Genomic DNA, 24744 nt, shown 5'->3' on the forward strand with positions numbered 1-24744 from the left:
TCCCCGAACGCAAGAAGGGCGGCCCGAGGGCCGCCCTTCTGATGTCTGGAGCCTTGCGGGAAGGCCGCCGGCGGATCACTCCGCGGCGTCGCCCTCTTCGGCGGCGGCTTCCTTCTGCTTCTTCTCGAGGTCCTCGCCGGTCGCCTGGTCGACGACCTTCATGGACAGGCGGGTCTTGCCGCGATCGTCGAAGCCGAGCAGCTTCACCTTCACCTTGTCGCCCTCCTTGACCACATCGGTCACCTTGCCGACGCGCTGGTTGGCGAGCTGGGAGATGTGGACGAGGCCGTCGCGCGAACCGAAGAAGTTCACGAAGGCGCCGAAGTCCACGACCTTCACGACGGTGCCGTCGTAGATCATGCCGAGCTCCGGCTCCTGGGTGATCGACTTGATCCAGTTGACGGCGGCGCGGATGGACTCGCCGTTGGCCGAGGCCACCTTCACGGTGCCGTCGTCCTCGATGTTCACCTTGGCGCCGGTCTTCTCGACGATCTCGCGGATCACCTTGCCGCCGGTGCCGATGACTTCGCGGATCTTGTCGGTCGGGATCTTGAAGCTCTCGATGCGCGGCGCGTGCTCGCCGAGCTCGGCGCGGGCCGCGGTGAGGGCCTTGGCCATCTCGCCGAGGATGTGCTCGCGACCGCCCTTGGCCTGGCCGAGGGCGACCTTCATGATCTCCTCGGTGATGCCGGCGATCTTGATGTCCATCTGCAGCGAGGTGATGCCCTCGGCGGTGCCGGCCACCTTGAAGTCCATGTCGCCGAGATGGTCCTCGTCGCCGAGGATGTCGGACAGGACCGCATAGCGCTCACCCTCGAGGATGAGGCCCATGGCGATGCCCGCCACCGGACGCTTCAGCGGCACGCCGGCGTCCATCAGCGCCAGCGAGGCGCCGCAGACGGTGGCCATGGACGAGGAACCGTTGGACTCGGTGATCTCCGACACGACGCGGATCGTGTAGGGGAACTCGTGGTTGGCGGGCAGCATCGGGTGGATGGCGCGCCAGGCGAGCTTGCCGTGGCCGATCTCGCGGCGTCCGGGACGGCCCATGCGGCCGGCCTCGCCCACCGAGAAGGGCGGGAAGTTGTAGTGAAGGAGGAAGTTCTCCTTGTAGGTGCCGGTCAGCGAGTCGATGAACTGCTCGTCCTCAGCGGTGCCGAGCGTGGTGACGACCAGCGCCTGGGTCTCGCCGCGCGTAAACAGCGCCGAACCGTGGGTGCGCGGCAGGACGCCGGCCTCCGAGACGATCGGGCGGACCGTGACGAGGTCACGGCCGTCGATGCGGCTGCCGGTGTCGAGGATGTTCCAGCGGACGACCTTGGCCTCCAGCTCCTTGAAGACGCCGGCCACGACCTGCTTGTCGAACTTGCCCTCGCCCTCGCCGGCGAAAGCCTCGATGGCCTTCTTCTTCACCTCGCCGACGGCGGCGTAGCGGGCGGTCTTCTCGCGGATCGAATAGGCGGCGCGCAGGTCCTTCTCGACCAGGGCCAGCATCTGCGTCTCCAGCGCCGAATGGTCCGGCGGGGTGAAGTCGCGGGGCTCCTTGGCGGCCTTCTCGGCGAGCGAGATGATCGCGTTGATGACCGGCTGGAAGTACTTGTGGCCGAACATGACGGCGCCGAGCATGACCTCCTCGGACAGCTCCTGCGCCTCGGACTCCACCATCAGCACGGCGTCGGCGGTGCCGGCAACGACGAGGTCGAGCTTCGACTCTTTCATGTCGTCGACATAGGGGTTCAGGACGTACTCGCCGTCGATGTAGCCGACGCGGGCGGCGCCCACCGGGCCCATGAAGGGAACGCCGGAGAGGGTCAGGGCAGCCGAGGCGGCGACCATGGCCACCACGTCCGGATCGTTCTCGAGGTCATGCGAGAGCGTGGTGACGATGACCTGCGTCTCGTTCTTGTAGCCCTCGACGAAGAGCGGGCGGATCGGGCGGTCGATGAGGCGGGAGATCAGCGTCTCGCGCTCGGTCGGCTGGCCCTCGCGCTTGAAGTAGCCACCGGGGATGCGGCCCGCGGCGAAGAACTTCTCCTGGTAGTTCACGGTCAGGGGGAAGAAGTCGATGCCGGCCTTCGGCTCGTAGTTGGAGACGACGGTGGCGATGACGGTGGTCTCGCCATAGGTGGCGATGACGGCGCCATGGGCCTGGCGGGCAACCTTGCCCGTCTCGAGGACCAGCTTGCGGCCACCCCAGGTCAGTTCCTCGCGATGAATGTCGAACATTGTCTTTTCCTTTCTCGGACGGATCGGACGACGGACAGCCATGCGCAAGACGGCGAGAGGCTCGGTCCGGGCCTTATCGGCCCCGAGCCCCTTGCGATCCTGCCATGGCGGTCGGGTTGTCCAGTGTCGTGCCTTTGTGGCGTGGCCGGCGCGCGGACCGCGCCCGGCCTTTTGCGGATGCCGTGATCGGCACCCGGAATGCGGCTCGGCCCCGCGCGATCACTCGCCGGGGCCGGTCCGAAGGGTCAGCGGCGGATGCCGAGACGCTCGATCAGCGTCTTGTAGCGGGCCTCGTCCTTGCGCTTGACGTAGTCGAGCAGCGAGCGGCGGGCGGAAACCATCTTCAGGAGGCCGCGGCGGGAATGGTTGTCCTTGGCGTGGCTCTTGAAGTGCTCGGTCAGGTTGGTGATGCGCTCGGTGAGGATGGCCACCTGGACCTCGGGCGAACCGGTGTCGCCGGCCTTGGTGGCATATTCCTTGATGAGCTCGGCCTTGCGGGCGTCGGAGATCGACATCGGCAGATCCTTTTGAATGAGGGGACTGAAGACGGCCGGGCCGGGATGTCGTCCAGCGCGGTCGGATGACCGGGGCGAGGTGCCGCCGGATCGGCGCCCGTGAAAGGCTCCGAAGGCGCGGCTTATACACGAAAATGGCAGCAAGGGAAGCGCGGGCCCGCCGTTCCCGTTTCATTCCGGCCGAAGCAGCGGCATGATGCGCCGATGACTGCCCCGCTTCTCCGCCCCGTCCTGCCGCCCGTCGATGGCCGCCAGTCCGAGCGCGCCCTCGCCATTGCCCGCGGCACGACGCGCCTCCTCGCCGCCCTGGACTTCGCCGTGGTGCCGGAACTGCCGCTGCCCTCGGGCCGCCGCGCCGACCTTACCGCGCTCGGCCGCAACGGCCTCCTCTGGATCGTCGAGGTGAAGTCCTCAGTCGAGGATTTCCGCGCCGACCGGAAGTGGGAGGACTACCGGCTGCACGCCGACCGGGTGCTCTTTGCCGTGGCGCCGGACTTTCCGGTGGAGCTCCTGCCGGAGGATGCGGGCCTCATCCTCGCCGACGGCCACGGGGCCGAGCTTCAGCGCGAAGGCGTCGCCGGGGCGCTGGCCGCCCCGACCCGCAAGGTCATGACGCTGCGCTTCGCCCGCGCTGCCGCCGCGCGGATGACGCTGCTCTGCGATCCGCAGGCGCGTGGCCTGACGGATCTCTAGAGGGAACACAGGGCGGGACCGGGCGACGCCGCTTGCGCGCCATTCTTCGCCTGGCAACACCCTGTCCGCGTCATGCCCGGCCTTGTGCCGGGCATCCACGACTTCTCAGGAGGCGGTGGTCAAGTCGTGGATGCCCGGGATGAACCCGGGCATGACGGGTGAGGAGCCGAGCGGCCGCCGGACATCCGGCGACAGCCGTTTGGCTGAGGATCGCCGGTACCGCTGGACCTCTGCCCCTCAGCGCGGGGCGCGCTTGGCCAGGATGCGCTGCAGCGTGCGGCGGTGCATGCCGAGACGGCGCGCCGTCTCCGAGACGTTGCGGTTGCAGAGCTCGTAGATCCGCTGGATGTGCTCCCAGCGCACCCGGTCGGCCGACATCGGGTTCTCCGGCAGGTCGACCGTCTTGCCCGCCAGCGCCATCAGCGCGGCGAAGACCTCGTCGGCATCGGCAGGCTTGGCGAGGTAATCCACCGCGCCGAGCTTCACCGCCGTCACGGCCGTGGCGATGTTGCCATAGCCGGTGAGGATGACGCCGCGGGCATCGGGACGAGCGGCGTTGAGCGCCGAGATGACATCGAGGCCGTTGCCGTCGCCGAGCCGCATGTCGACGACCGCGAAGGCCGGCGCGTTGCGCGCCACGGCCGCCAGACCCTCGGCGACGCTGTCGGCCGAGGTCACCTCGAAGCCGCGGGCCTCCATGGCGCGGGTGAGGCGCTGCAGGAAGGGCTTGTCGTCATCGACGAGGAGCAGGGTGCGATCGGCGGGAAGGTTCACCGCGGGGGCTGGCGTGGTGGAATCGGTCGGCAGCATCGCAGTCAATCCTCGGTCGGTGGCGGTATCATGCACGGTATCGTGATCGGGATGTGGGGGATCCCGCAACTTTCCTCAAGACGTCGCGGGCTCGGGAAGCCGCGACGTTCCGCCGCTTGTCGGAGCGGAGAAGGCACCGATGGGCCAGATGACCTCGACCATGGCCCCGGTCTCGAAGCCCGGACGATTGCTATAGTGGATCCTTGCGCCCGTCCGCTGCAAGAGCGTCTTGGCGATGAAGACGCCGAGGCCGAGCCCCGTCTTCTCCTCCGCCCCTTCGCCCTTCTTGCCCTCGCGCCCCCGCCCCTTGCGGCGGCGGCTTGTGAGATAGGGCTCGCCGATCCGTTCGAGGATGTCGGGCGCAAGGCCCGGGCCATCGTCGATGACGGTGACCGCGACGCTCTCGGCGTCCCAGCGCGCCGCCACCACCACGGAGGAGCGGGCGAAGTCCACGGCGTTCTCGACGATGTTGCCGAGGCCGTAGAGGATCGCCGGGTTGCGGGCGAGCACCGGCTCCCCGTCGCGCTTGTCCGGCAGGTCGACGGTGATGGTCACGCCGAAATCGCGATGCGGCTGCACCACCTCTTCGAGGATCTGGGCGAGGCTCATCGTGTCGAAGGGCGCGTCCTCGCTCGACAGGCTCTTGAGCTTGGCCAGGATGTCGCGGCAGCGCTGAACCTGCTCGCGCAGCAGCGTCATGTCCTCGCCGATCGGCCCGTCCTTCGGCAGCACGCCGGCGAGCTCCTTGGTGACGAGGGCGATGGTGGCCAGCGGCGTGCCTAGCTCATGGGCGGCGGCGGCGGCGAGCCCGTCGAGCTGGTTGAGGTGCTGCTCGCGGGCGAGCACCAGCTCGGTGGCGGTCAGCGCGTCGGTGAACTGCCGCTGCTCCTCGGCCACCTGCCAGACATACATGCCGATGAACAGGAGGCAGATGAGCAGGGCGATATAGACGCCGACCAGATAGAGCGGCGGCAGGCGCAGGTCGTCCATCCACTCCCAGGGCAGCGGCTGGTGGAACAGGCCGATGAAGGTGGCGCAGGCCACCGTGAACAGGCCGAGCAGCAGCGTCGCCCGCGGCGGCTGCGACGTGGCCGAGATCAGGACGGGCCCGAGGAAGAGGAACGAGAACGGATTTTCCAGGCCGCCGGTGAGGTGCAGCAGGATCGCGAGCTGCACCACGTCCCAGGCCAGCGACAGGCCGGCGGCGAGCGAGGAGAGCCGGTGGTTCGGGGGGTAGCGCAGCCTCAGCGCGATGTTGAGCCAGGCCGAGGCCGCCACCGCGAGCAGGCAGAGGTCCAGCGGCAGTTCCGCCGAAAGCCCCCAGTAAACGCCGAGGATGGCGCCGGTCTGGCCGATCACCGCGAACCAGCGCAGGCGGATCAGCGTCTCGAGCTTGAGGCTGCGGTCGAAGGTGACGGGCGGAGCGGCACGGAGTTCAGTCGGCATGGCGCGGAGCCTAGGCCGTCCCGCGACGGAAGGCCATGGCAACCTGTCCTTGGGCGGAGCGGCGGCGTGTCGCTAGATCGTTGGCGCGACAGCGCCTTCCAGATCCCGCACCATCAGCTCCCGCATCGCCCGATGACGGGAGCGGTCCAGAAGCGAAAGCCGTTCGGCGATGTTCAGGTCGAGCGAGTCCAGCAGGGCAGGCACGAGCCGCAGCCGCCCCGGGCCTTCGAGGACGACATGGCCATCGGCCGCCGCAGCTTGCAGCAGCGTGCGGACATGGGTGCGCGACACGCCGAAGCGCCGGCCGAGATCTGTCTGATCGATCGTGAAAGCGGCACCGCCTGCCAGGGACTGCAGCCGCGCGAGCTTCATCAGCATCAGCATCCCTCCCGAGGCCGCGTAGAAGCGGAGCACGGGGCGGTTCGGGCGGATGACCTCCTCCGCCATGGCCCCGAGCGTGGCAAGCCAGGCCGCACGCGCCGCCATCAGGAACGCGAGATCGCCGACGAGTGGCAGCGCATAGGGCTCCTCGCCAAACATGGCGGCGAGCGGGGTGTAATGGGCGCGGATGAAGGCCCGGTCATGCTCGATGAGACCCGGCGTCGGCAGGACGAGCCGCCAGCGCGCGTCCCCCGGGGCCGCGCGGACATGGACATAGCCGGCCTGCACGAAACGGGCGAGAACGAGGTCAATCTGGCGCGGGCTCGCCAACGCGAACCGGGCAACCTCCGACTTCAGCCGACGGACGCTCGGCCAGGTCTCCGGCACCGCCTCGCGATAGCCGCCCCACAGCGCCATGATGACGCCGTAGACGACGATGCGGCCGCCATCGCGCATCAGTTCGAGCGGCGTCGGCCGGAGTTCGTGGAGGCTCATCAGGGTGTCGATGTAGCCGTCGCGTGCGGCGACGAAGCGCGGGTGCCTGAGGATCATGTCCGTCGTGGCGAAATCGCCCCGTCCCTCGACCATGCGCCAGGTCCCCGTCGGTATCTCAGCACCCCAAGCGATGAACGCAATTTTCTCCGTGGACCGCAAGTCGTAGCGGACCCTACGGTCGTGTCGCCCGGAGATGGTCTGCATCTTCAGGGACTTGCCGGACGCGCCGGGCGGGCCAACCTCGCCCGCTGCTCCTGAGCGGGCAGGAAGGCGCGATGCGGAGAGCGTGGCGGCCGGACAGTGACCGGCCGGCGCGCCAAGACGCGCGGCAAGGGTCTGACATGCCCCTGCCCAGCCCTATCCGGAGATGTCCATGCTGAAGCGCCTTCTTCTCGTCACGCTCGCCGTCTCAGGCCTCCTCATGTCGGGGGCGCCGTCCGAGGCGCAGACAAAGCCGCGCCTGCTTGTCCTCGTCACCTCGCCCAATCCGATGGTCCACGCCATGGCCATGCTGCTGACGCGTGAGGCCCTGACGCGCCAGACACCCGTCCGCATGGTCCTGTGCGGGGCCGGCGGCGACCTGGCGTTCTCCGGCTACGCGGGACCGGTCTTCCAGCCCGCCGGTGTCACGGCCCAGCAGATGCTGCGCGGCGTCATCCAGGCGGGTGCCCAGGTGCAGATCTGCCCGCTCTATCTCGCCAATACGCCGGGTGCCAATGCGGCCGGCCTGATCGAGGGCGTGACGCCAACGACGCCGGCCGATGTCGGCGCCTACATGGACGGGCCCGACGTACGCTACCTGAACTTCTGACGCGGCGACATCAGCTGGCTTGCGCGAGATCCGCCACCACGGCGTTGAGCACGGGGAAGCCGGCCGGGGTCACCTTGAGCCGGCCGCCGGTCAGGCGCTCGACGAAGCCCTCGCCTTCCAGGAAGGCGATCCGCTCGGGGTCCAGCGGCTGGCCGGACAGGGCCTCGTAGCGGGCAAGGTCGATGCCCTCGGCGAGGCGGAGGCCCATGACGAGGAACTCGTCGGCCGTCTCCATCTGGATGAGGTGCTCTTCCGAGACGATGCCGGAGCCCTGCTCCTCGACCCGGGCGAGCCAGGTCTCCGGATGCTTCTCGGTGGCCGTGGCGATGCGGCCATTGCCGAGGGTCAGCCGCCCATGGGCGCCGGGGCCGGCGCCGACGAAATCGCCGGAGCGCCAGTAGATGAGATTGTGCCGGCACTCCGCGCCCGGCCGGGCATGGTTGGAGATCTCGTAGGCCGGCAGGCCGGCCTCGGCGCAGATCGCCTGGGTCAGGTCGTAGAGCACCCGGCCCATCTCGTCGTCGGGCATGGCGAGCTTGCCGGCGCGGTGCAGCGCCTCGAACATCGTGCCGGGCTCGATGGTCAGCTGATAGAGCGACAGGTGCTCGGCCGCCTCGGCAATGGCGCGGCGCAGTTCCGCTTCCCAGCCCGCCTCGGTCTGGCCGGGACGGGCATAGATGAGATCGAACGAATAGCGGTCGAAATGCCGGCGGGCGACATCGACCGCGCGCAGGGCCTCATCGGCCGAATGGGTGCGGCCGAGGCTCTTCAGGTCGGCATCGTCGAGCGCCTGCACGCCAAGCGAGACGCGGTTGACGCCGGCGGCGCGGAAGCCGCGGAAGCGCTCCGCCTCGACGCTGGTCGGATTGGCCTCGAGCGTCACCTCGCAATCGCTCGTGACTGGCCAGAGCCCGGAAATGGCCTCCAGCACGGCCCCGACCGTCGACGGCTCCATCAGCGAGGGGGTGCCGCCACCGAGGAAGATCGAGGAGACGGTGCGGCCCGGCGTGCGCCGCGCCGCGGTCGCGAGCTCCCGCCGGAACGCCGCGACAAAACGGGCCTCGTCCGGCGCGACGTGCCGGACATGGCTGTTGAAGTCGCAATAGGGGCACTTGGAGGCGCAGAAGGGCCAGTGGACATAGATCCCGAAGCCGGGATCGTCCGGGCCCCCCATGCCTGGCGCGGTGGCGGTCATGGGACGGGTCTCGGCGGCGGACGAGAGGCCCGCCGGCTCGTTGCGTCAGGTAACGCTCCGCAGCGGCCGTGGCTAGGGGGAGGCGGGCATTGGGCGCGCCAAAGCGCCGCCAAGACTCTGGCGGATGGCGCTCTAGGCTCTTCCCGTCATCCCCGGCCGAGCGCAGCGAGGGGAAGGGGATCCAAGGGCCATGGGGCATCGGACCGTTGGGAAGAGACCCATGAGGTCCTCTGCCCTGCATCGTGGTGCACCGGCTCCTGGACCCCCTTCCCTCGGCCTGTCGGCCTTCGCCGGGGGTGACGGGCGGTGGTTCGCGTTCAAGCCAAGGTCGAGGCGCGAGGAAACGGCCCTCTCACTCCCCGGCCGGCTCCAGCGCCAGCCATTCCCGCGCCCGCGCCACGGGATCGGCGGCGCCGGCCACATCGGTGACCACTGCGATGGAATCCGCACCCGCCGCATAGACGTCCGGGGCGCGCTCCAGCGTGATCCCGCCGATGGCAACCAGCGGGATCGCGCCGATCCGCTGCTTCCAGACGCGGATGCGCTCCAGCCCCTGCGGCGGAAAGCGCATGGTCTTCACCGTCGTCGGATAGATGGGCCCGAGGGCGATATAGTCGGGGCGATGGGCCAGCGCGGTGTCGAGCTCGGCCTCGTCATGGGTGGAGAGGCCGAGCGTCAGCCCCGCCGCGCGGATCGCCGCGACATCCGCCGTGGCGAGATCCTCCTGGCCGAGATGCAGGTGCTTCGCCCCGCCGGCAATGGCGGCGCGCCAGTAGTCGTTGACGACGAGCCGCACGGGAAGGCCCGCGACCGCCTCCACGGCCTCGCGGACGAGAGCGGTCGCCTGCCCCTCGGGGAGACCCTTCACCCGCAGCTGGATCGTGCCGACACCGGTCCGGGCGAGGTCGACCAGCAGGACGAGGCTGTCGACCACGGGATAGAAGCGGTCGGGATAGGCGAGGGTCATGGTGGATGCTCCTGAAGGGTGGTGCGGCCTCGCGGGCCCCCGGGGGCGTCAGGACTGTGCCGGCCGGCCCTGCCAAGTCAAGGCGCGACGGTGCGTCAGCCGATCCGCCGCCGCTCGGCCTCCATCGCCTGCTCGGCCCGCTCCATCATCTCGCCGGACTTGAGACCGGGCGGCAGCGGCGGCAGGCAGGAGACGGTGATGGTGCCGGCGCGCTTGGCCGGCCTTCCGATGCCCCAGAAGCGACCGGAATTAACCACGACCGGCAGGACGGACACGTCGAGCCGGCCATAGAGCAGTTCGACGCCCCTCTTGAAGTCGATGGGCGTGTCCGGGTCCTTGCGGGTGCCCTCGGGAAACACGAGAACCGGGCGCCCCTCGGCGAGGGCCGCCTTGGCGCCCTCCACCATGCGGCGCAGCGCCTGGGTCCCGGACTCCCGGTCGATGGTGATCATCGGCGAGTGGCGGAGGTACCAGCCGAAGACCGGTATCTTCAGCAGCTCCTCCTTGGCGACGATGGCGACATCGGGGAACAGGCGGATGAACGCGATCGTCTCCCAGGTCGACTGGTGATTGCAGACGATGAGGCAGGGCCCGGCCGGGCGGTTGGCGCTGCCGATCTCCACATGGTCGAGCCCGACCACGCGGCGCAGCAGGCCCATGACGCCGGCGACCCAGAGCCGCGAGACATGGCGCAGCCGGGCACCGTCGGCCCAGAACAGGGCGGGGATGATGGCGCCGAACAGGGCGGTCCAGCCGCCCAGCAGAAGGTCGAAGGTCCGGGAACGGAGTGCTGTCATGGTCTCCGTTCGCAGCTGGTGTGAGCCGGGGCGCAAAGCCTCCGGCCTCACGGGTGAGCCATAGGCCGTGCGGTGGCCTGTGTCATGCCCCATCATCATGGAAGCCGATCGTGTCGGCCTCGTGGCGCACGGGCGTGATGCGGTTTGCCGCTTTCGCGCCCACCGCCAAATCGGCTAAGACCCCCGCCATGTCGCGCGCGAGAACGCGATCACGTCAAGCGCGATCCCGCAGGGGACGCGACCGCCGGAGCCGCCCATGTCGCATACGCCCCTTGATGCCCAGGATATCGGCCGCGTCCTCAACGAGGCGCTGCCCTACATGCAGAAATACGACGACGAGATCGTCGTGGTGAAATATGGCGGCCACGCCATGGGTGACGAGGGTGGCGCCCGCTCCTTCGCCCGCGACATCGTCATGCTCGAGCAGTCCGGCATCAATCCGGTCGTCGTCCATGGCGGTGGGCCGCAGATCGGCCAGATGCTCGCCAAGCTCGGCATCAAGAGCGAGTTTGTCGACGGCCTGCGCGTCACCGACAAGCAGACGGTCGAGATCGTCGAAATGATCCTCGCCGGCTCCATCAACAAGCAGATCGTCGGCTTCATCAATGCCGCCGGCGGCAAGGCCATCGGCCTGTGCGGCAAGGACGGGGACATGGTGAAGGCCGCCAAGGTCAGCCGCGTCACCCGCGACCCCGATTCCAACATCGAGAAGGTGGTGGACCTCGGCTTCGTCGGCGAGCCCGACAAGGTCGACACCAAGGTGCTGGACACCGTGCTCGGCAAGGAGCTGATCCCGGTCCTCGCGCCGGTGGCGACCTCGGCCGACGGCGAGACCTACAACGTCAATGCCGACACCTTCGCCGGCGCCATCGCCGGTGCGCTGGGGGCAAAGCGCCTCCTCCTGCTCACCGACGTGCCGGGCGTGCTCGACAAGAACAAGAACCTCATCAAGTCGCTCTCGGTCGAGGATTGCCGCCGGCTCATCGCCGACGGCACCGTGACCGGCGGCATGATCCCGAAGATCGAGACCTGCATCTATGCGGTCGAGCGCGGCGTCGAAGGCGTCGTCATCCTCGACGGCAAGACCCCGCATGCCGTCCTCGTGGAGCTCCTGACCGATGGCGGCGCCGGCACGCTCATCCATGCGTGAGGCGCTCGCGAGCCTCGCCGCGGCGCTGGTCGTCGCGGCGGCGCTCGCCGCCCCCGCCGCCGCGGAGACGCGCCTGTGCAACCGCACCAGCGTCGTCACCGAGGCGGCCATCGGCGTTGCGGTCGAGGCGACCGCGGCGACCCGTGGCTGGTTCCGGCTCGATCCCGGCCAGTGCCGCGCCATCCTGCAGACGGCCGAGGCTCCCGGCCGGCTCTTCCTTCACACCCGCCCGGTGGGCGAGGCGCCGGGCGCGAGCCTTGGCCAACCGAACCAGCGCCAGCTCTGCATCGGCGAGGGTGACTTCCTTGTGCCCGCGGCCCAGTCCTGCCGGCAGGCGGGCCATGTGATGGCCCCCTTCGCCGAGGTGAGGCCGACGGTGGCGGAAGGCATCGCCATTCTCTTCCTCTCGGAGGAGGCCGACTACGACCTGCCCCAGGCGCGCCGCGCCGGCATCCAGCGCCTCCTCACCCGGCTCGGCTATGATTCCGGCCCCATCGACGGTCTCGAAGGTCCGAAGACCGACGGCGCCATGCGCGCCTTCGTCACCGACCTCAACCTGCCCGCCGATGCCGCGGCGCTGCCCGACATCTTCGACCGCCTGCTCGCCGCGCTGCGCGCTGGCGAGGGACCGGGCTTCGCCTGGTGCAACGACACGGCCTACCGCATCATGGCGGCGCTCGGCACCGAGGATGGCGGCCGCATGGTCACCCGCGGCTGGTTCCGGATCGAGGCGGGCGCCTGCCTGAAGCCGCCGCTCGAGGGCGCCCCGCCGCGCGTCTTCTCCTTCGCCGAGGCGGTGGATGGCGACGGCCGCCCGGTCCTTCGCCAGGGGCGCCCGCTCACCTTCGGCGGCGAGACGGCAGGCTGCATCCGCGCCAGCGAGTTCGAGATCACCGGCACCGATTGCGCGGCCCACGGTGGTTTGCCGGCGCAATTTCTCGCCGTCCCTTTCGATGGGCGCCGTCGCGCCTCCCTGCGCTTCCGGGAACCCCGATGACAGACCCTGCCGCCACGCGTGCCGCCTTCGCCCATGTCGAGGCCTGGATCTTCGACCTCGACAACACGCTCTACCCCGCGCACCTGTCGCTGTGGGAGCAGATCGACGGGCGCATCAAGGCCTATGTGGCCAAGCTCCTGAAGGTGTCGGAGGAGGAGGCCTTCCGCGTCCAGAAGGACTACTACAAGCGCTACGGCACCTCGCTGCGCGGGCTGATGATCGAGCACGGCATGAGCCCGGACGACTTCCTGTCCTATGTCCACGACATCGACCATTCGCCGCTGCAGGCGAACCCCGAGCTCGGCGCCGCCATCGCCGCGCTGCCCGGCCGCAAGTTCGTCTTCACCTCCGGCACCCATGCGCATGTGGCGGCGGTGACGCGCCGCCTCGGCATCGACAACCATTTCGACGGCGTCTTCGACATCGTCGATGCCGGCCTGCTGCCGAAGCCGCACCGCGTGACCTACGAGAAGTTCCTCGCCGACCACGGCGTCGACCCCACCCGCGCCGCCATGTTCGAGGACCTCGCCCGCAATCTCGAGGCGCCCCATGCGCTGGGGATGCGGACCGTGCTGGTCGTGCCGGAGAAGACCCGCGAGGTCTTCCGCGAGGCCTGGGAGTTCGAGGGCCGGACCGACGACCACATCGACCACGTCACCGACGACCTCACGGCCTTCCTGGTGAACCTCAGGCTCTAGGCCGTCAGGCCCCGCCGCGGAAGCAGGCGAACTGCAGGCGGAACACCTCCGCCCCGCGCCGGGCGAGGTCGAAGCGGCGGCCGAATTTCAGCCAGTCCGCGATGACGCCGTGGAGCAGCCAGTCGAAGCAGTCGGCGGCTGTCGCGGCGGTCCACGGCGCGGCGATCTGGCCGCGCTCGGCGGCCTTCACGAAGGCGCTCGCGAGCTGCAGCCGCACGTCCTCCATCATGCTGGTCTTGCGTTCCATGACGGGGGTCATCAGCTCGGGCTGGTCGCAGAAGGTCACGAGCGAATAGATCCGCTGGCGCCGCTCGTCGGTGGCGAGCCGCTGCAGCGCCGCGACGACCATGGCCTCCAGCGCCCCAAGCGGACCGGCCGGATCGTCCTCGGACAGCAGCGCCAGCAGGTCCTCGTGGAACAGCGGCGCATCCTCGAACAGGGCGATGACGAGATCGGCCTTGTTGGTGAAGTGCCAGTAGACCGCGCCGCGGGTGACGCCGGCCTCGGCGGCAATCTCCTCGAGCGAGGTCTTGGCCAGGCCCTTCGCATGGAAGAGGCGTTCGGCGGCGGAGAGAAGCCCCCGCCGCGTTTCCTCCGCCTCGGCCTTGGTGCGCCGCAAGTCAGTGACCGGCGGCGGGAGGGGGAGCCTCGGCGGGCGTCTTGTCCGGCGCCTTGTCGCCGCCGCCCATGATCCGCGTCACGACGACGAAGAAGATCGGGACGAAGACGACGGCGAGGATCGTTGCCGAGATCATGCCGCCGAGCACGCCGGTGCCGAGCGCCTGCTGGCTCGCGGCGCTGGCGCCCGAGGCAATGGCGAGCGGCAGCACGCCGAGCGCGAAGGCGAGGGAGGTCATGAGGATCGGCCGGAAGCGCAGATGCGCCGCCTCGATCGTCGCCTCCATCAGGCCCTTGCCCTCGGCCCTCAGGTCCTTGGCGAACTCGATGATGAGGATGGCGTTCTTCGAGGACAGGCCGATGATCGCGACGAGGCCGACCATGAAGTAGACGTCGTTCGGCATGCCGCGCAGCGTCACCGCCGCCACCGAGCCGATGACGCCGAGCGGCACCACCAGCAGCACCGAGATCGGGATCGACCAGCTCTCGTAGAGCGCGGCAAGGCAGAGGAAGACGAGGATGCAGGACAGCGCGATCAGCAGCGGGGCCTGCGAGCCGGCCTGGATCTCCTGCAGCGACTGGCCCGTCCACTCATAGCCGAAGCCCGGCGGCAGGTCGGCGGCGAGCCGCTGCATCTCAGCGATGGCATCGCCGGACGAGAAGCCCGGGGCCGCCGCGCCCGACATGCGGACGGACGGATAGCCGTTATAGCCGACGATCTGCGAAGGACCGCGCTGCCACTCGGCCCGGGCGAAGGCCGAGAGCGGCACCATGCCGCCATTGGCGTTGCGGACGTTGAGGTTCAAGAGGTCGTCGATCTGCATGCGCGAGGCCGTGTCGCCCTGCACCAGCACGCGCTGGAGACGACCGGCATTGGGGAAGTCGTTGACGTAGGACGAGCCCAGCGTCGTCGAGATGGTGGCGTTGATGTCGGCGAAGGTGACGCCGAACGTGTTGGCCTTCTCGCGGTCGATGATGAGCGCGATCTGGGCTGCGTCCGGCAGGCCCTCGACGAAGACCTGCGCCAGCTTCGGACTGCGCATGGCGGCGCCGACGAGCTGGTCGCGGGCTGCGGCCAGCTGCTGCTGGGTCTGGCCGCCGCGCGCCTGCAGGCGGAAGGCGAAGCCGTTGGAATTGCCGAGGCCCTGGATGGGCGGCGGCGAGAGCGAGAAGACGATGGCATCGCGCAGCTGCGACAGCGCGATCGTGCCGCGCAGCGCGATGGCGGAAGCCGCATCGCGCGGACCACGCTCGCCCCAGTCCTTCAGCGTCACGAAGGCGAGCGCCGCGTTCTGGCCCTGGCCGAAGAAGGAGAAGCCGCGCACGGTGACGATGCGGGACACGCCCGGCTCGGCCATGAAGTGCTTCTCCGCCGCCTCGATGGCCGCCATGGTGCGGTTCACCGTGGCGTCCGACGGCGCCTGGAAGTTGACGATGATGTAGCCCTGGTCCTCGTTCGGCAGGAACGAGGTGGGCAGGCGCACATAGAGCCAGCCGAGGCCGATCAGCAGCGCCAGATAGATGATCATGTAGCGCCCGCCGCGGCGGATCAGGTGGCCGACCATGGCGGAATAGCCGTGCGAGGTCTTGTCGAAGCCGCGGTTGAACCAGCCGAAGAATCCACGCTTGGCGTGATGGTGGCCGGCCTGGACGGGCTTCAGGAAGCTCGCGGCCAGCGCCGGCGTCAGCGACAGCGCCAGGAAGGCCGAAAACAGGATCGACACGACCATGGTCAGGCTGAACTGCTTGTAGATCACGCCGACCGCGCCGGGGAAGAAGGCGAGCGGAATGAACACCGAGACCAGCACGGCGGTGATGCCGATGACCGCACCGGTGATCTGCCCCATGGCCTTGCGCGTCGCCTCCTTCGGCGACAGGCCCTCCTCCGACATGATGCGCTCGACGTTCTCCACCACGACGATGGCGTCGTCGACGAGGATGCCGATGGCGAGCACCATGGCGAACATGGTGAGCACGTTGATGGAGAAGCCGGTGGCATACATCACCGCGCAGGTGCCGAGCAGTGCCACCGGCACGACGATGGCCGGGATCAGCGTGTAGCGCAGGTTCTGCAGGAACAGGAACATCACGAGGAAGACGAGCACCATCGCCTCGCCGAGCGTGTGCAGCACCTTCTCGATCGACACCTTCACGAAGGGCGAGGTGTCGTAGGGGATCGCGAATTCGACGCCGGGCGGGAAATTGGTGGCGAGCTCGGTCATGCGCTTCTTCACCGCCTCGGCGGTGGCGAGCGCATTGCCGGTCGGCGAGAGCTGCACGGCGATGGCCGCGGCCGGCTTGCCGTTGAGGCGCGCCGAGGTCGCATAGGCCTGGGCGCCCACTTCGATGCGGGCGACATCGCGCAGCCGCACCAGCGAGCCGTCGCGGTTGGCGCGCAGCACGATGGAGCCGAACTCGTCGGGCGAGACGAGCTGGCCCTTCACCAGAACGGTGGCGGTCACCTGCTGGTTGATCGGGTTCGGCAGGGCGCCGATGGAGCCGGCGGCGACCTGCGCGTTCTGCGCGGTCACCGCATTGGTGACGTCGGCGGCGGTGAGGTTGAGGCCGACCATCTTGTCCGGGTCGAGCCAGATGCGCATGGCGCGCTCGGAGGCGAAGAGCTGGGCGCGGCCGACACCCGGCACGCGGCGGATCTCGCCCAGGATGTTGCGGCTCATGTAGTCGCCGAGGCCGATGTCATCCAGCGTGCCGTCGGTCGAGGTCAGCGTCACGACGAGCAGGAAGTTCGAGCGGGCCTGGTCGACCTGCACGCCCTGCTGGCTGACGGAGCGCGGCAGGCGCGGCTCGACGCGGCGCACGCGGTTCTGCACCTCCACCGCCGCGGCGGCGCCATTGGTGCCGGGGCGGAAGGTGACGGTGATCTGGATGGAGCCCGTCGTATCGGCGACCGACTCGAAATAGAGCAGGCCCTCGATGCCGTTCAGCTCCTCCTCGATCGGCCGCGTCACCGCCTGGTAGGCATCCTCGGGCGCAGCGCCCGGATAGGCCGTGTTGATGGTGATCTGCGGCGGAGCGACGTCCGGATACTGGGCGACCGGCAGCTGCGGGATGGCCAGCACGCCGCCGAGCATGATCAGGATGGAGACGACCCACGCGAAGATGGGCCGGTCGATGAAGAATTGCGGCATCGCGCGGTCCTCAGCGGGAGGCCGGGGCGGCAGCGGCAGCCCCCTGGCCCGGCGGGGCCCAGGGCCGCGGCGTCACCTTGGCGCCGGGGCGCAGGCGCTGGAAGCCGTCCACCACCACGCGGTCGCCATTGGCGAGGCCGTCATCGATCACCGCATCGGTGCCGACGACCCGGGACGTGCGGACGATGCGCACCTCCACCGTGTCGTCCGGCTTGACGACGAAGAGCTGGGCGCGCCCGGCCGTGTCGCGCTGGATCGCCTGCTGCGGCACCGTCACGGCATTGGGCTGGACGCCCTGCTCGATCAGCACGCGCACATACATGCCCGGCAGCAGATCGCCGTTGGGATTGGGGAACTCGCCGCGCAGCGTCACCTGGCCGGTGCCGGCATCCACCGTCGCCTCGGAGAAGAGCAGGCGGCCGGGATGGGGATAGGGGCTGCCATCGTCCATGAGCAGCCGCACCGCGGCCACGTCGGCCTTGTCCTCGGTGAGCGCCCCGGCATTCACCGCACGGCGCAGGCGGATGAGGTCGGTGGCCGACTGGGTGAAGTCGGCATAGATCGGGTCGAGCTGCTGGATGGTCGCCAGCGCGTCGGCGCCGTTCGCCGCGACGAGGGCGCCCTCGGTGATGAGGGCGCGGCCGATCCGGCCGCTGATCGGCGCGGTGATATCGGCATATCGCAGGTTCAGCTCGGCCGAGGCGAGGCCGGCCTTGGCGCTCGCCACATCGGCGTCGGCCTGGGCGAGGGTCGCCACCGCGCTGTCGAGCTGCTGGGGGCTCGCGACATTGCGCTCGCGCAGCTGCTCGACGCGGTCGCTCTGCTGCTGGGCGAGGAGGCGCGTGGCCTGGGCGCGCTGCAGCGTTGCCCGCGAGCGCTCGACCTCGACCCGGAACGGCTCGGGATCGATGCGGTAGAGCACGTCGCCTTCCTTCACCAGGCTGCCCTGCTGGAAGACGCGGGCAATGACGATGCCCGAGACGCGCGGACGCACCTGGGCGATCCGCGTCGGGGCGATGCGGCCCGGCAGCTCGCTGATGATCGGAACGGGCCGCGCCTTCACCTCGACGATGCCGACGGGCGGGGGCGGCGGGGTCTGGCCGGGGGCCTGCGCCCGGGCGGGCGTGCCGGCGAGGCCGGAAAGCAGGACGAGGGCCGCGGCGGCCGGAAAACGAAGGAGCGTCATGGGGGAAATCCCGGGGAAGGAGACGGGTCGGCGCGGGCTGCGGATCACGTCGCCTGGAAATACATACACTGATGTATGTAACTTTTGTGGAAACAGGTTGCAAGACAGAAGGGGCGCGCTCACCGGATGGTGAAGAGCCGGACTTGACCCCCTACGGGGCACGAGGGACCCTCCGGGGCCATGACCGCCAATTTCGACGATCCCGTCGTCAAGGCCAGGGTGGTGCGCGCCCTGCTGATCCTGACACCGTTCCTCGTGATCGGCTCATACCTCTTCGCGCTGCTGCAGAACGCGTCACAGCCTATCGCGTTCCTGCTCGCAGGTTTGTCAGCAGCGATGAGCCTCGGCACCGCGGCCTGCATCCACTGGCTCGGCTCGGCGTCCCGCCACGTGGCCACGGCCGTTATCGTCATCGTCGCGATCCTCTCCTTCCTCACCCGCCGCTGAACGGCCATCAGCCGCACGGCCGATTGACCATCGGATCCCCGCTGACAAAGGTGCGGGCCGACAGGAATGCGCCCGCCTGCTGTGCGGGCCGAGGAGCGACAGCCATGGATGCACGGGGTACGGCGGCAATCATCACCGGAGGCGCCTCCGGGCTCGGTGGGGCAACCGCCATGCGGCTGGCCAAGGCCGGCGCCAAGGTCACCATATTCGACCTCAATGCCGACCTCGGCCAGGCCCTGGCGAAGGAGATCGGCGGCCATTTCGTCAAGGTGAACGTCGTCGACGAGGCGGCGGTGGACGCTGCCCTCGCCGAGGCCGAGGGCCTGCATGGCAAGGCCCGCATCTGCGTCAACTGCGCCGGCATCGGCCCGCCCGCCAAGGTCATCGCCCGCGACGGCTCGCCCCTGCCGCTGGCCGACTTCAACAAGATCATCCAGGTGAACCTGCTCGGCACCTTCAACGTGCTGTCGAAGTTCGCCGCCCGCCTGCACACCGCCGAGCCGATCGGCGAGGAGCGCGGCGTCATCGTCAACACCGCCTCCGTCGCCGCCTTCGACGGCCAGATCGGCCAGCCCGCCTATGCGGCATCCAAGGGCGGCATCGTCGGCATGACCCTGCCGATCGCCCGCGAGCTCGCCCGCTTCGGCATCCGCATCGTCACCATCGCGCCGGGCCTCTTCCTCACCCCGCTCATGGGCTCGCTGCCGAAGGAGGCGCAGGACTCGCTCGGCGCCCAGGTGCCCTTCCCCTCCCGCCTCGGCCACCCCGACGAATATGCCATGATGGTCGAGGCCATCGTCGCCAACCCGATGCTCAACGGCGAGACCATCCGCCTCGACGGCGCCATCCGGATGTCGCCGAAATGAGCGGCCACGCCGAAGTCGAGCCGGCGGGCGCGACACCCCGCGCCAAGGCCATCGGCGCGAAGGTCGAGGCCTTCGTCCGCAAGGTCATCGTGCCCTACGAGACCGATGCCCGGCTGGGGCCCCATGGCCCCTCCGAGGACATGGTCGTCGAGATGCGCGAGAAGGCACGGGCCGCCGGCGTGCTCACCCCACACATCCTCGACGACGGCGACCATCTCAGCCAGGCAGAGACGGCCTATGTGCTGATCCGCTCCGGCCTGTCGCCCCTCGGCCCGACGGCGGTGAACACCGCCGCCCCCGACGAGGGCAACATGTATCTCCTCGGCAAAGTCGGCTCCGACGCGCAGAAGGAGCGCTTCCTGAAGCCCCTCGTCGAGGGGCGCGCCCGCTCGGCCTTCTTCATGACCGAACCGGCCATGGAGGGCGGCGCCGGTTCCGACCCGTCGATGATGAAGACCACCTGCAGCCTCGACGGCAACCACTGGGTCATCAACGGCCGCAAGGCCTTCATCACCGGCGCCGAGGGCGCCAAGGTCGGCATCGTCATGGCGAAGTCCGACGACGGCGCCTGCATGTTCCTCGTCGACCTGCCCGACCCGGCCATCCGCATCGAGCGGGTGCTCGACACCATCGACAGCACCATGCCCGGCGGCCACGCCATCATCGCCATCGACAACCTGCGCGTCCCCGCCGACCAGATGCTCGGCGCGAGCGGCGAGGGCTTCAAATATGCCCAGGTCCGCCTGTCGCCGGCCCGCCTGTCCCATTGCATGCGCTGGCTCGGCGCCTGCGTCCGCGCCCATGAGATCGCCACCGACTATGCCTGCCGCCGCGAGGCCTTCGGCAAGACGCTGATCGACCACGAGGGCGTCGGCTTCATGCTGGCGGAGAACCTCATCGACCTGAAGCAGGCCGAGCTAATGATCGACTGGTGCGCCGGCGTCCTCGACGGCGGCTCGCTCGGCACGGCCGAGAGCTCCATGGCCAAGGTCGCCGTCTCCGAGGCGCTGATGCGCATCGCCGACCGCTGCGTCCAGGTCATGGGCGGCATGGGCGTCTCCGGCGACACCATCGTCGAGCGGGTGTTCCGCGAGATCCGCGCCTTCCGCATCTATGACGGCCCGACCGAGGTCCACAAATGGTCGCTGGCCAAGAAGATCAAGCGGGACTGGAAGCAGGCGCGCCACTGACCGCGACCACGCAAGGAGACGGTCGCCCTGGAACGACCGCCGCAACGGAGGATGACCATGGCCGAGGCCTATATCGTTGAAGCAGTGCGCACGGCCGGCGGCCGGCGCGGCGGCAGGCTCGCCGGCTGGCATCCGGCCGATCTTGGCGGCGAGGTGCTGAACGCCCTGGTCGACCGCACCGGCGTCGATCCGACGGCCATCGAGGACGTCATCGTCGGCTGCGTCTCCCAGGGCGGCGAACAGGCCTTCCATGTCGGCCGCAACATGGTGCTGGCCTCGAAGCTCCCCGAGAGCGTTCCGGCGGTGACCATCGACCGCCAGTGCGGCTCGTCCCAGCAGGCCATGCAGTTCGCCGCGCAGGCGGTGATGTCCGGCACCCAGGACCTCGTCATCGCCGCCGGCGTCGAGAGCATGACGCGCGTGCCCATGGGCACGGTCACCGGCCTCTACGCCAAGGCCGGCATCGGCGAGGGTCCCTTCTCCAAGCGCATCCAGCAGCGCTTCGGCGTCGAGGGCTTCAGCCAGTTCACCGGCGCCGAGATGATCGCGAAGAAGTACGGCTTCACCCGCGACGAGCTCGACCGCTACGCGCTGGAGAGCCACCGCCGCGCCGTGGCCGCGACGGAGGCCGGCGCCTTCGACCGCGAGATCGTCGCCGTCGATGTCGATGGCGAGCCGCATCGCCGCGATGAGGGCATCCGCTTCGACGCCAGCCTCGAGGGCATCGGCGCGGTGAAGACCCTGGTCGAGGGCGGCGTCATCACCGCCGCCAATGCCAGCCAGATCTGCGACGGCGCCTCCGGCGTGCTCATCGCCAACGAACCCGCCATCAAGGCCCATGGCCTGAAACCGATCGCCCGCATCCACAACCTCACGGTCACCGCCGGCGACCCGGTCATCATGCTGGAGGAGCCGCTGCCCGCCACGGACCGGGCGCTGAAGCGCGCGGGGATGCGGATCGAGGACATCGACCTCTACGAGGTCAACGAGGCCTTCGCGCCCGTGCCGCTCGCCTGGCTGCGCCATACCGGCGCCGACCCGGCGAAGCTCAACGTCAATGGCGGCGCCATTGCGCTGGGCCATCCGCTCGGCGCGTCGGGCACCAAGCTCATGGCGACGCTGATCCACGCGCTGAAGGCGCGCGGCAAGCGCTATGGCCTGCAGACCATGTGCGAGGGTGGCGGCATCGCCAACGTCACCATCGTCGAGGCGCTCTGACGCCTCCCCGCGGCGGGGCGCGTCCCCGCCGCCCACGGTGAGAAGAGCAGCGTCCGGCTGCCGCCTGAGGAACAGCCCGAAGAGAGTCCCGCGTCCATGCACGCCACCCATCCGCGCGCCCATGCGGCAGCCCATCCGAACAAGATCGCCTACCGCATGGCCGGCTCCGGCGAGGCCATCACCTATGGCGAGCTGGAACGCCGCGCCAACCAGGGCGCCCACCTGCTGCGCTCGCTCGGGCTGAAGGCCGGCGACCACATCGCCTTCATCATGGAGAACTCCATCGCCTTCATGGAGCTGTGCTGGGCGGCGCAGCGCACCGGCATCTACCACACCGCCATCAGCCGCTACCTGACCCCCGACGAGATCGCCTACATCGTCCGCGATTGCGGCGCGAAGGCCCTCATCGTCACGCCGCAGACGGCCGAGCAGGCGGCGCCGCTCGCCGGGCAGCCCGGCCTCTCCCTGTTCATGGCGCGCGGGGTGCGTCCCGGCTTCCGCGACTTCGACGCCGAACGCGCCGCCATGCCGGACACGCCCATCGCCGACGAGGTGACGGGCTACGACATGCTCTACTCGTCGGGGACGACCGGGCGGCCGAAGGGCGTCAAGAAGCCCTTCATGACGGAGCCCATCGAGAAGCTTCCGCCGCTGATGAAGGTCCTGTGCCAGGACATGTGCGGGATGGGCGAGGACACCGTCTATCTCTCGCCGGCGCCGCTCTATCACGCGGCTCCCTTGCGCTTCAACATGATCGTCGCTGCCCTCGGCGGCACCTCCGTCATCATGGAGAAGTTCGACGCAGAGGAGTTCCTGCGCCTGGTCGACGCCCACCGCGTCACCCATGCCCAGCTCGTGCCGACCATGTTCGTGCGGATGCTGAAGCTGCCCGACGAGGTCCGCGCCCGATACGACGTCTCGTCGATCCGCGCCGCCGTCCATGCCGCGGCGCCCTGCCCCGCCGACGTCAAGCAGGCGATGATCGACTGGTGGAGGCCGATCCTGCTCGAATACTACGCCGGCACCGAGGGCAACGGCGTCACCGTCATCAACTCCACCGAATGGCTCAGCCATCGCGGCAGCGTAGGCAGGTCCTTCGTGGGATCGATCAAAGTCCTCGGCGAGGACGGGGCGGAGCTGCCGGCAGGCGAGATCGGCGCGGTCTATTTCGCCGGCGGCCCGGCCTTCGCCTATCACAACGATGCCGCCAAGACCGCCGGCGCCCACAATGCCCAGGGCTGGTCGACGCTCGGCGACATCGGCTACCTCGACGCCGAGGGCTATCTCTACCTCACCGATCGCAAGGCCTACATGATCATCTCCGGCGGGGTGAACATCTACCCGCAGGAGACGGAGGACGTGCTGATCCTCCATCCGGCCGTCGCCGACGTCGCCGTCTTCGGAATCCCCAATGCCGAGATGGGAGAGGAGGTGAAGGCCGTCGTCCAGCCGCGCGACATGGCCGAGGCCGGCCCTGAGCTGGCGGAGAAACTCATTGCCTTCTGCCGGTCGCGCCTGTCGGCGCTGAAATGCCCGCGCAGCATCGATTTCCTTGCCGAATTGCCACGCACCCCCACCGGCAAGCTGGTGAAGCGCCACCTGCGCGACCAGTACCTCGCCGCAAGCCGCTGATGATCGACTGACCACCCCTGGAGACTGACGATGTTGACGACCCTCGGCCGGCTTTTGGCCGGCGCCACCTTGCTGACGGCTGCAGCCCTTCCCGCCCACGCCCAGATTTCCAACGACACGGTCCGGCTCGTCGTGCTCAACGACCAGTCCTCGGCCTATAGCGACACCTCGGGCCGCGGCTCGGTGGTGGCGGCGGAACTGGCGGTCGAGGATTTCGGCCCGACGGTGGCCGGCAAGCCGATCCAGGTGCTCAGCGCCGACCACCAGAACAAGGTCGACATCGCCGCGACCCTGGTGAAGCGCATGATCGACGGCGACAATGCCGATGCCTTCTTCGACATCGCCAATTCCGGCGTGTCGCTGGCCATCCAGGACACGATCCGCCAGGCCAACCGCGTCGTCGTCCATGTCGGCTCGGGCAATGTCGATCTCGTCGGCAAGGCCTGCACCCCGAACAGCGCTCTCTGGCTCTACGACACCTATGCGCTCGCCAAGGGCCTCGCCACGGCCCTCCTCAGCGACCGCCACAAGCGCTGGTTCCTGCTGACCGCCGACTATGCCTTCGGCCATGCCATGCAGCGCGACATGACCGAGACGCTGCGCGCCCGCGGCGGCGAGGTGACCGGCGCCGTCCGCCATCCGCTCAACACCATGGACTTCTCGTCCTTCCTGCTGCAGGGCGGCGCCAACATGCAGGTGCTGGCGCTGCTGAACGCCGGCGCCGACACCACCAACGCCATCAAGCAGGCCTATGAGTTCGGCCTCATCCGCCAGGGCGTGAAGCTGGCCGTGCCGATCTTCACCCTCGTCAACGTCAAGGGCATCGGCCCGGAGATCGCCCAGGGCACGACCTTCCTCGCCGGCTATTACTGGGACCGCGATGACGCGAGCCGCGCCTTCGCCCGCCGCTTCGAGGCCAAGATGGGCCGCCCGCCGACCCATGCCCAGGCTGCCGTCTACAGCGCCGTGCTGCACTACCTGAAGGCCGTGCAGGCCAGCGGCACCGATGCCGGTGACCGCGTCATGGCCAAGATGAAGGAACTGCCGGTGCAGGACTTCATGACCACCAATGCCCAGCTGCGCGCCGATGGCCGCCTGATGCGCGACATGCTGCTGGTCGAGGTGAAGAAGCCGTCCGAGAGCCGAGGCCCCTGGGACCTGCTGCATGTCCGCGCGACCATCGCCGCCGCCGACATGATCCAGCCGCTGGCGGAGAGCCAGTGCCCGCTCGCCCGCAGCCAGTGACCGGGCGGCGCC

At 69.3% G+C, this 24744-nt stretch carries 22 protein-coding genes; 11 read left to right on the forward strand and 11 right to left on the reverse strand.

From position 1 onward, the window contains the following. Positions 1–75: 75 nt before the first annotated feature. Positions 76–2226 (reverse strand): polyribonucleotide nucleotidyltransferase, encoded by a 2151-nt coding sequence (gene pnp / locus C8P69_RS07340; RefSeq protein ID WP_108175651.1) that lies wholly within the window; start codon positions 2224–2226, stop codon positions 76–78. Between the two features lie 245 nt (positions 2227–2471). Next, positions 2472–2741, reverse strand: coding sequence for a 30S ribosomal protein S15 (rpsO, locus tag C8P69_RS07345; protein ID WP_108175653.1), 270 nt, complete (start codon positions 2739–2741; stop codon positions 2472–2474). A 204-nt stretch (positions 2742–2945) separates the two neighbouring features. On the opposite strand from rpsO, the gene C8P69_RS07350 reads away from it, so the two are divergent. After that, complete coding sequence (locus tag C8P69_RS07350) at positions 2946–3434, forward strand: MmcB family DNA repair protein (RefSeq protein ID WP_108175655.1); 489 nt, start codon at positions 2946–2948, stop codon at positions 3432–3434. 237 nt (positions 3435–3671) lie between these two features. On the opposite strand, the gene C8P69_RS07355 is transcribed toward C8P69_RS07350, so the two are convergent. From C8P69_RS07355 to C8P69_RS07365, 3 genes are all read right to left on the reverse strand, one after another. Next, positions 3672–4244: an ActR/PrrA/RegA family redox response regulator transcription factor gene (locus C8P69_RS07355; RefSeq protein ID WP_108175657.1), complete on the reverse strand. Its 573-nt coding sequence runs from the start codon at positions 4242–4244 to the stop codon at positions 3672–3674. Between the two features lie 75 nt (positions 4245–4319). Next, complete coding sequence (locus tag C8P69_RS07360; protein WP_108175660.1) at positions 4320–5690, reverse strand: ActS/PrrB/RegB family redox-sensitive histidine kinase; 1371 nt, start codon at positions 5688–5690, stop codon at positions 4320–4322. A 72-nt stretch (positions 5691–5762) separates the two neighbouring features. After that, on the reverse strand, positions 5763–6659 hold the full coding sequence (locus tag C8P69_RS07365) for a hypothetical protein (protein WP_108175662.1): 897 nt from the start codon (positions 6657–6659) through the stop codon (positions 5763–5765). Positions 6660–6939: 280 nt separating this feature from the next. On the opposite strand from C8P69_RS07365, the gene C8P69_RS07370 reads away from it, so the two are divergent. Further along, on the forward strand, positions 6940–7377 hold the full coding sequence (locus C8P69_RS07370) for a DsrE family protein (RefSeq protein ID WP_245901918.1): 438 nt from the start codon (positions 6940–6942) through the stop codon (positions 7375–7377). Between the two features lie 10 nt (positions 7378–7387). On the opposite strand, the gene hemW is transcribed toward C8P69_RS07370, so the two are convergent. The 3 genes from hemW to C8P69_RS07385 form a co-directional block, all read right to left on the reverse strand. Next, positions 7388–8551, reverse strand: coding sequence for a radical SAM family heme chaperone HemW (gene hemW / locus C8P69_RS07375; protein WP_108176509.1), 1164 nt, complete (start codon positions 8549–8551; stop codon positions 7388–7390). 373 nt (positions 8552–8924) lie between these two features. Beyond that, on the reverse strand, positions 8925–9539 hold the full coding sequence (thiE, locus tag C8P69_RS07380) for a thiamine phosphate synthase (protein ID WP_108175666.1): 615 nt from the start codon (positions 9537–9539) through the stop codon (positions 8925–8927). A gap of 95 nt (positions 9540–9634) precedes the next feature. Next, positions 9635–10336, reverse strand: a complete 702-nt coding sequence (locus C8P69_RS07385) for a lysophospholipid acyltransferase family protein (protein ID WP_108175668.1) — start codon at positions 10334–10336, stop codon at positions 9635–9637. Positions 10337–10592: 256 nt separating this feature from the next. Here C8P69_RS07385 and argB point away from each other — a divergent pair, with 256 nt between their 5' ends. The 3 genes from argB to C8P69_RS07400 are packed head-to-tail and all read left to right on the forward strand — an operon-like array spanning position 10593 to position 13181. Then, the gene (gene argB, locus C8P69_RS07390; protein ID WP_108175670.1) at positions 10593–11486 is read left to right on the forward strand and encodes an acetylglutamate kinase; all 894 of its coding nucleotides are present in this window, start codon (positions 10593–10595) and stop codon (positions 11484–11486) included. Then, complete coding sequence (locus tag C8P69_RS07395) at positions 11479–12483, forward strand: DUF1036 domain-containing protein (protein WP_170118164.1); 1005 nt, start codon at positions 11479–11481, stop codon at positions 12481–12483. Before argB ends, C8P69_RS07395 begins: the two co-directional genes overlap by 8 nt. Then, complete coding sequence (locus tag C8P69_RS07400) at positions 12480–13181, forward strand: pyrimidine 5'-nucleotidase (protein WP_108175673.1); 702 nt, start codon at positions 12480–12482, stop codon at positions 13179–13181. Before C8P69_RS07395 ends, C8P69_RS07400 begins: the two co-directional genes overlap by 4 nt. A 4-nt stretch (positions 13182–13185) precedes the next feature. Here C8P69_RS07400 and C8P69_RS24425 read toward each other — a convergent pair whose 3' ends face one another. The 3 genes from C8P69_RS24425 to C8P69_RS07415 are packed head-to-tail and all read right to left on the reverse strand — an operon-like array spanning position 13186 to position 18134. Continuing rightward, complete coding sequence (locus C8P69_RS24425) at positions 13186–13800, reverse strand: TetR family transcriptional regulator (RefSeq protein ID WP_108175674.1); 615 nt, start codon at positions 13798–13800, stop codon at positions 13186–13188. 1 nt (position 13801) lies between these two features. After that, positions 13802–16948 carry an efflux RND transporter permease subunit gene (locus tag C8P69_RS07410; protein ID WP_108175676.1) on the reverse strand — a complete coding sequence of 1049 codons (3147 nt, stop codon included), beginning with the start codon at positions 16946–16948 and terminating at the stop codon, positions 13802–13804. A gap of 10 nt (positions 16949–16958) precedes the next feature. Next, positions 16959–18134, reverse strand: coding sequence for an efflux RND transporter periplasmic adaptor subunit (locus C8P69_RS07415; RefSeq protein WP_108175678.1), 1176 nt, complete (start codon positions 18132–18134; stop codon positions 16959–16961). A gap of 180 nt (positions 18135–18314) precedes the next feature. Between C8P69_RS07415 and C8P69_RS07420 the strand changes: the two genes are divergently transcribed. The 6 genes from C8P69_RS07420 (at position 18315) to C8P69_RS07445 (ending at position 24732) form a co-directional block, all read left to right on the forward strand. Further along, positions 18315–18581, forward strand: coding sequence for a hypothetical protein (locus tag C8P69_RS07420; RefSeq protein ID WP_108175680.1), 267 nt, complete (start codon positions 18315–18317; stop codon positions 18579–18581). A 104-nt stretch (positions 18582–18685) separates the two neighbouring features. After that, positions 18686–19447 (forward strand): SDR family NAD(P)-dependent oxidoreductase, encoded by a 762-nt coding sequence (locus C8P69_RS07425; protein ID WP_108175682.1) that lies wholly within the window; start codon positions 18686–18688, stop codon positions 19445–19447. After that, positions 19444–20637 carry an acyl-CoA dehydrogenase family protein gene (locus tag C8P69_RS07430; protein WP_108175684.1) on the forward strand — a complete coding sequence of 398 codons (1194 nt, stop codon included), beginning with the start codon at positions 19444–19446 and terminating at the stop codon, positions 20635–20637. Before C8P69_RS07425 ends, C8P69_RS07430 begins: the two co-directional genes overlap by 4 nt. 57 nt (positions 20638–20694) lie before the next feature. Continuing rightward, positions 20695–21855 (forward strand): acetyl-CoA C-acetyltransferase, encoded by a 1161-nt coding sequence (locus C8P69_RS07435; RefSeq protein ID WP_108176511.1) that lies wholly within the window; start codon positions 20695–20697, stop codon positions 21853–21855. A 96-nt stretch (positions 21856–21951) separates the two neighbouring features. Then, positions 21952–23487 (forward strand): acyl-CoA synthetase, encoded by a 1536-nt coding sequence (locus C8P69_RS07440; RefSeq protein ID WP_108175686.1) that lies wholly within the window; start codon positions 21952–21954, stop codon positions 23485–23487. A 30-nt stretch (positions 23488–23517) separates the two neighbouring features. Then, a complete protein-coding gene (locus C8P69_RS07445; RefSeq protein ID WP_108175688.1) occupies positions 23518–24732 on the forward strand; it encodes an ABC transporter substrate-binding protein in 1215 nt (404 codons plus the stop codon). Positions 24733–24744 lie beyond the last annotated feature (12 nt).

The organism is Phreatobacter oligotrophus (assembly GCF_003046185.1).
GTDB classification, from domain to species: domain Bacteria; phylum Pseudomonadota; class Alphaproteobacteria; order Rhizobiales; family Phreatobacteraceae; genus Phreatobacter; species Phreatobacter oligotrophus.

Bases quoted from the DNA above. Each gene is read 5' to 3' on its own strand.
- C8P69_RS07435 (WP_108176511.1), top strand. From the start codon at position 20,695: ATGGCCGAGGCCTATATCGTTGAAGCAGTGCGCACGGCCGGCGGCCGG.
- C8P69_RS07400 (WP_108175673.1), top strand. From the start codon at position 12,480: ATGACAGACCCTGCCGCCACGCGTGCCGCCTTCGCCCATGTCGAGGCC.
- pnp (WP_108175651.1), bottom strand. From the start codon at position 2,226: ATGTTCGACATTCATCGCGAGGAACTGACCTGGGGTGGCCGCAAGCTG.
- rpsO (WP_108175653.1), bottom strand. From the start codon at position 2,741: ATGTCGATCTCCGACGCCCGCAAGGCCGAGCTCATCAAGGAATATGCC.
- C8P69_RS07415 (WP_108175678.1), bottom strand. From the start codon at position 18,134: ATGACGCTCCTTCGTTTTCCGGCCGCCGCGGCCCTCGTCCTGCTTTCC.
- C8P69_RS07350 (WP_108175655.1), top strand. From the start codon at position 2,946: ATGACTGCCCCGCTTCTCCGCCCCGTCCTGCCGCCCGTCGATGGCCGC.
- C8P69_RS07445 (WP_108175688.1), top strand. From the start codon at position 23,518: ATGTTGACGACCCTCGGCCGGCTTTTGGCCGGCGCCACCTTGCTGACG.
- C8P69_RS07355 (WP_108175657.1), bottom strand. From the start codon at position 4,244: ATGCTGCCGACCGATTCCACCACGCCAGCCCCCGCGGTGAACCTTCCC.
- hemW (WP_108176509.1), bottom strand. From the start codon at position 8,551: ATGGGGGGCCCGGACGATCCCGGCTTCGGGATCTATGTCCACTGGCCC.
- C8P69_RS07385 (WP_108175668.1), bottom strand. From the start codon at position 10,336: ATGACAGCACTCCGTTCCCGGACCTTCGACCTTCTGCTGGGCGGCTGG.
- C8P69_RS07430 (WP_108175684.1), top strand. From the start codon at position 19,444: ATGAGCGGCCACGCCGAAGTCGAGCCGGCGGGCGCGACACCCCGCGCC.
- C8P69_RS07425 (WP_108175682.1), top strand. From the start codon at position 18,686: ATGGATGCACGGGGTACGGCGGCAATCATCACCGGAGGCGCCTCCGGG.
- thiE (WP_108175666.1), bottom strand. From the start codon at position 9,539: ATGACCCTCGCCTATCCCGACCGCTTCTATCCCGTGGTCGACAGCCTC.
- C8P69_RS07370 (WP_245901918.1), top strand. From the start codon at position 6,940: ATGCTGAAGCGCCTTCTTCTCGTCACGCTCGCCGTCTCAGGCCTCCTC.
- C8P69_RS07440 (WP_108175686.1), top strand. From the start codon at position 21,952: ATGCACGCCACCCATCCGCGCGCCCATGCGGCAGCCCATCCGAACAAG.
- C8P69_RS07410 (WP_108175676.1), bottom strand. From the start codon at position 16,948: ATGCCGCAATTCTTCATCGACCGGCCCATCTTCGCGTGGGTCGTCTCC.
- C8P69_RS07360 (WP_108175660.1), bottom strand. From the start codon at position 5,690: ATGCCGACTGAACTCCGTGCCGCTCCGCCCGTCACCTTCGACCGCAGC.
- C8P69_RS07365 (WP_108175662.1), bottom strand. From the start codon at position 6,659: ATGGTCGAGGGACGGGGCGATTTCGCCACGACGGACATGATCCTCAGG.
- C8P69_RS07395 (WP_170118164.1), top strand. From the start codon at position 11,479: ATGCGTGAGGCGCTCGCGAGCCTCGCCGCGGCGCTGGTCGTCGCGGCG.
- C8P69_RS07420 (WP_108175680.1), top strand. From the start codon at position 18,315: ATGACCGCCAATTTCGACGATCCCGTCGTCAAGGCCAGGGTGGTGCGC.
- argB (WP_108175670.1), top strand. From the start codon at position 10,593: ATGTCGCATACGCCCCTTGATGCCCAGGATATCGGCCGCGTCCTCAAC.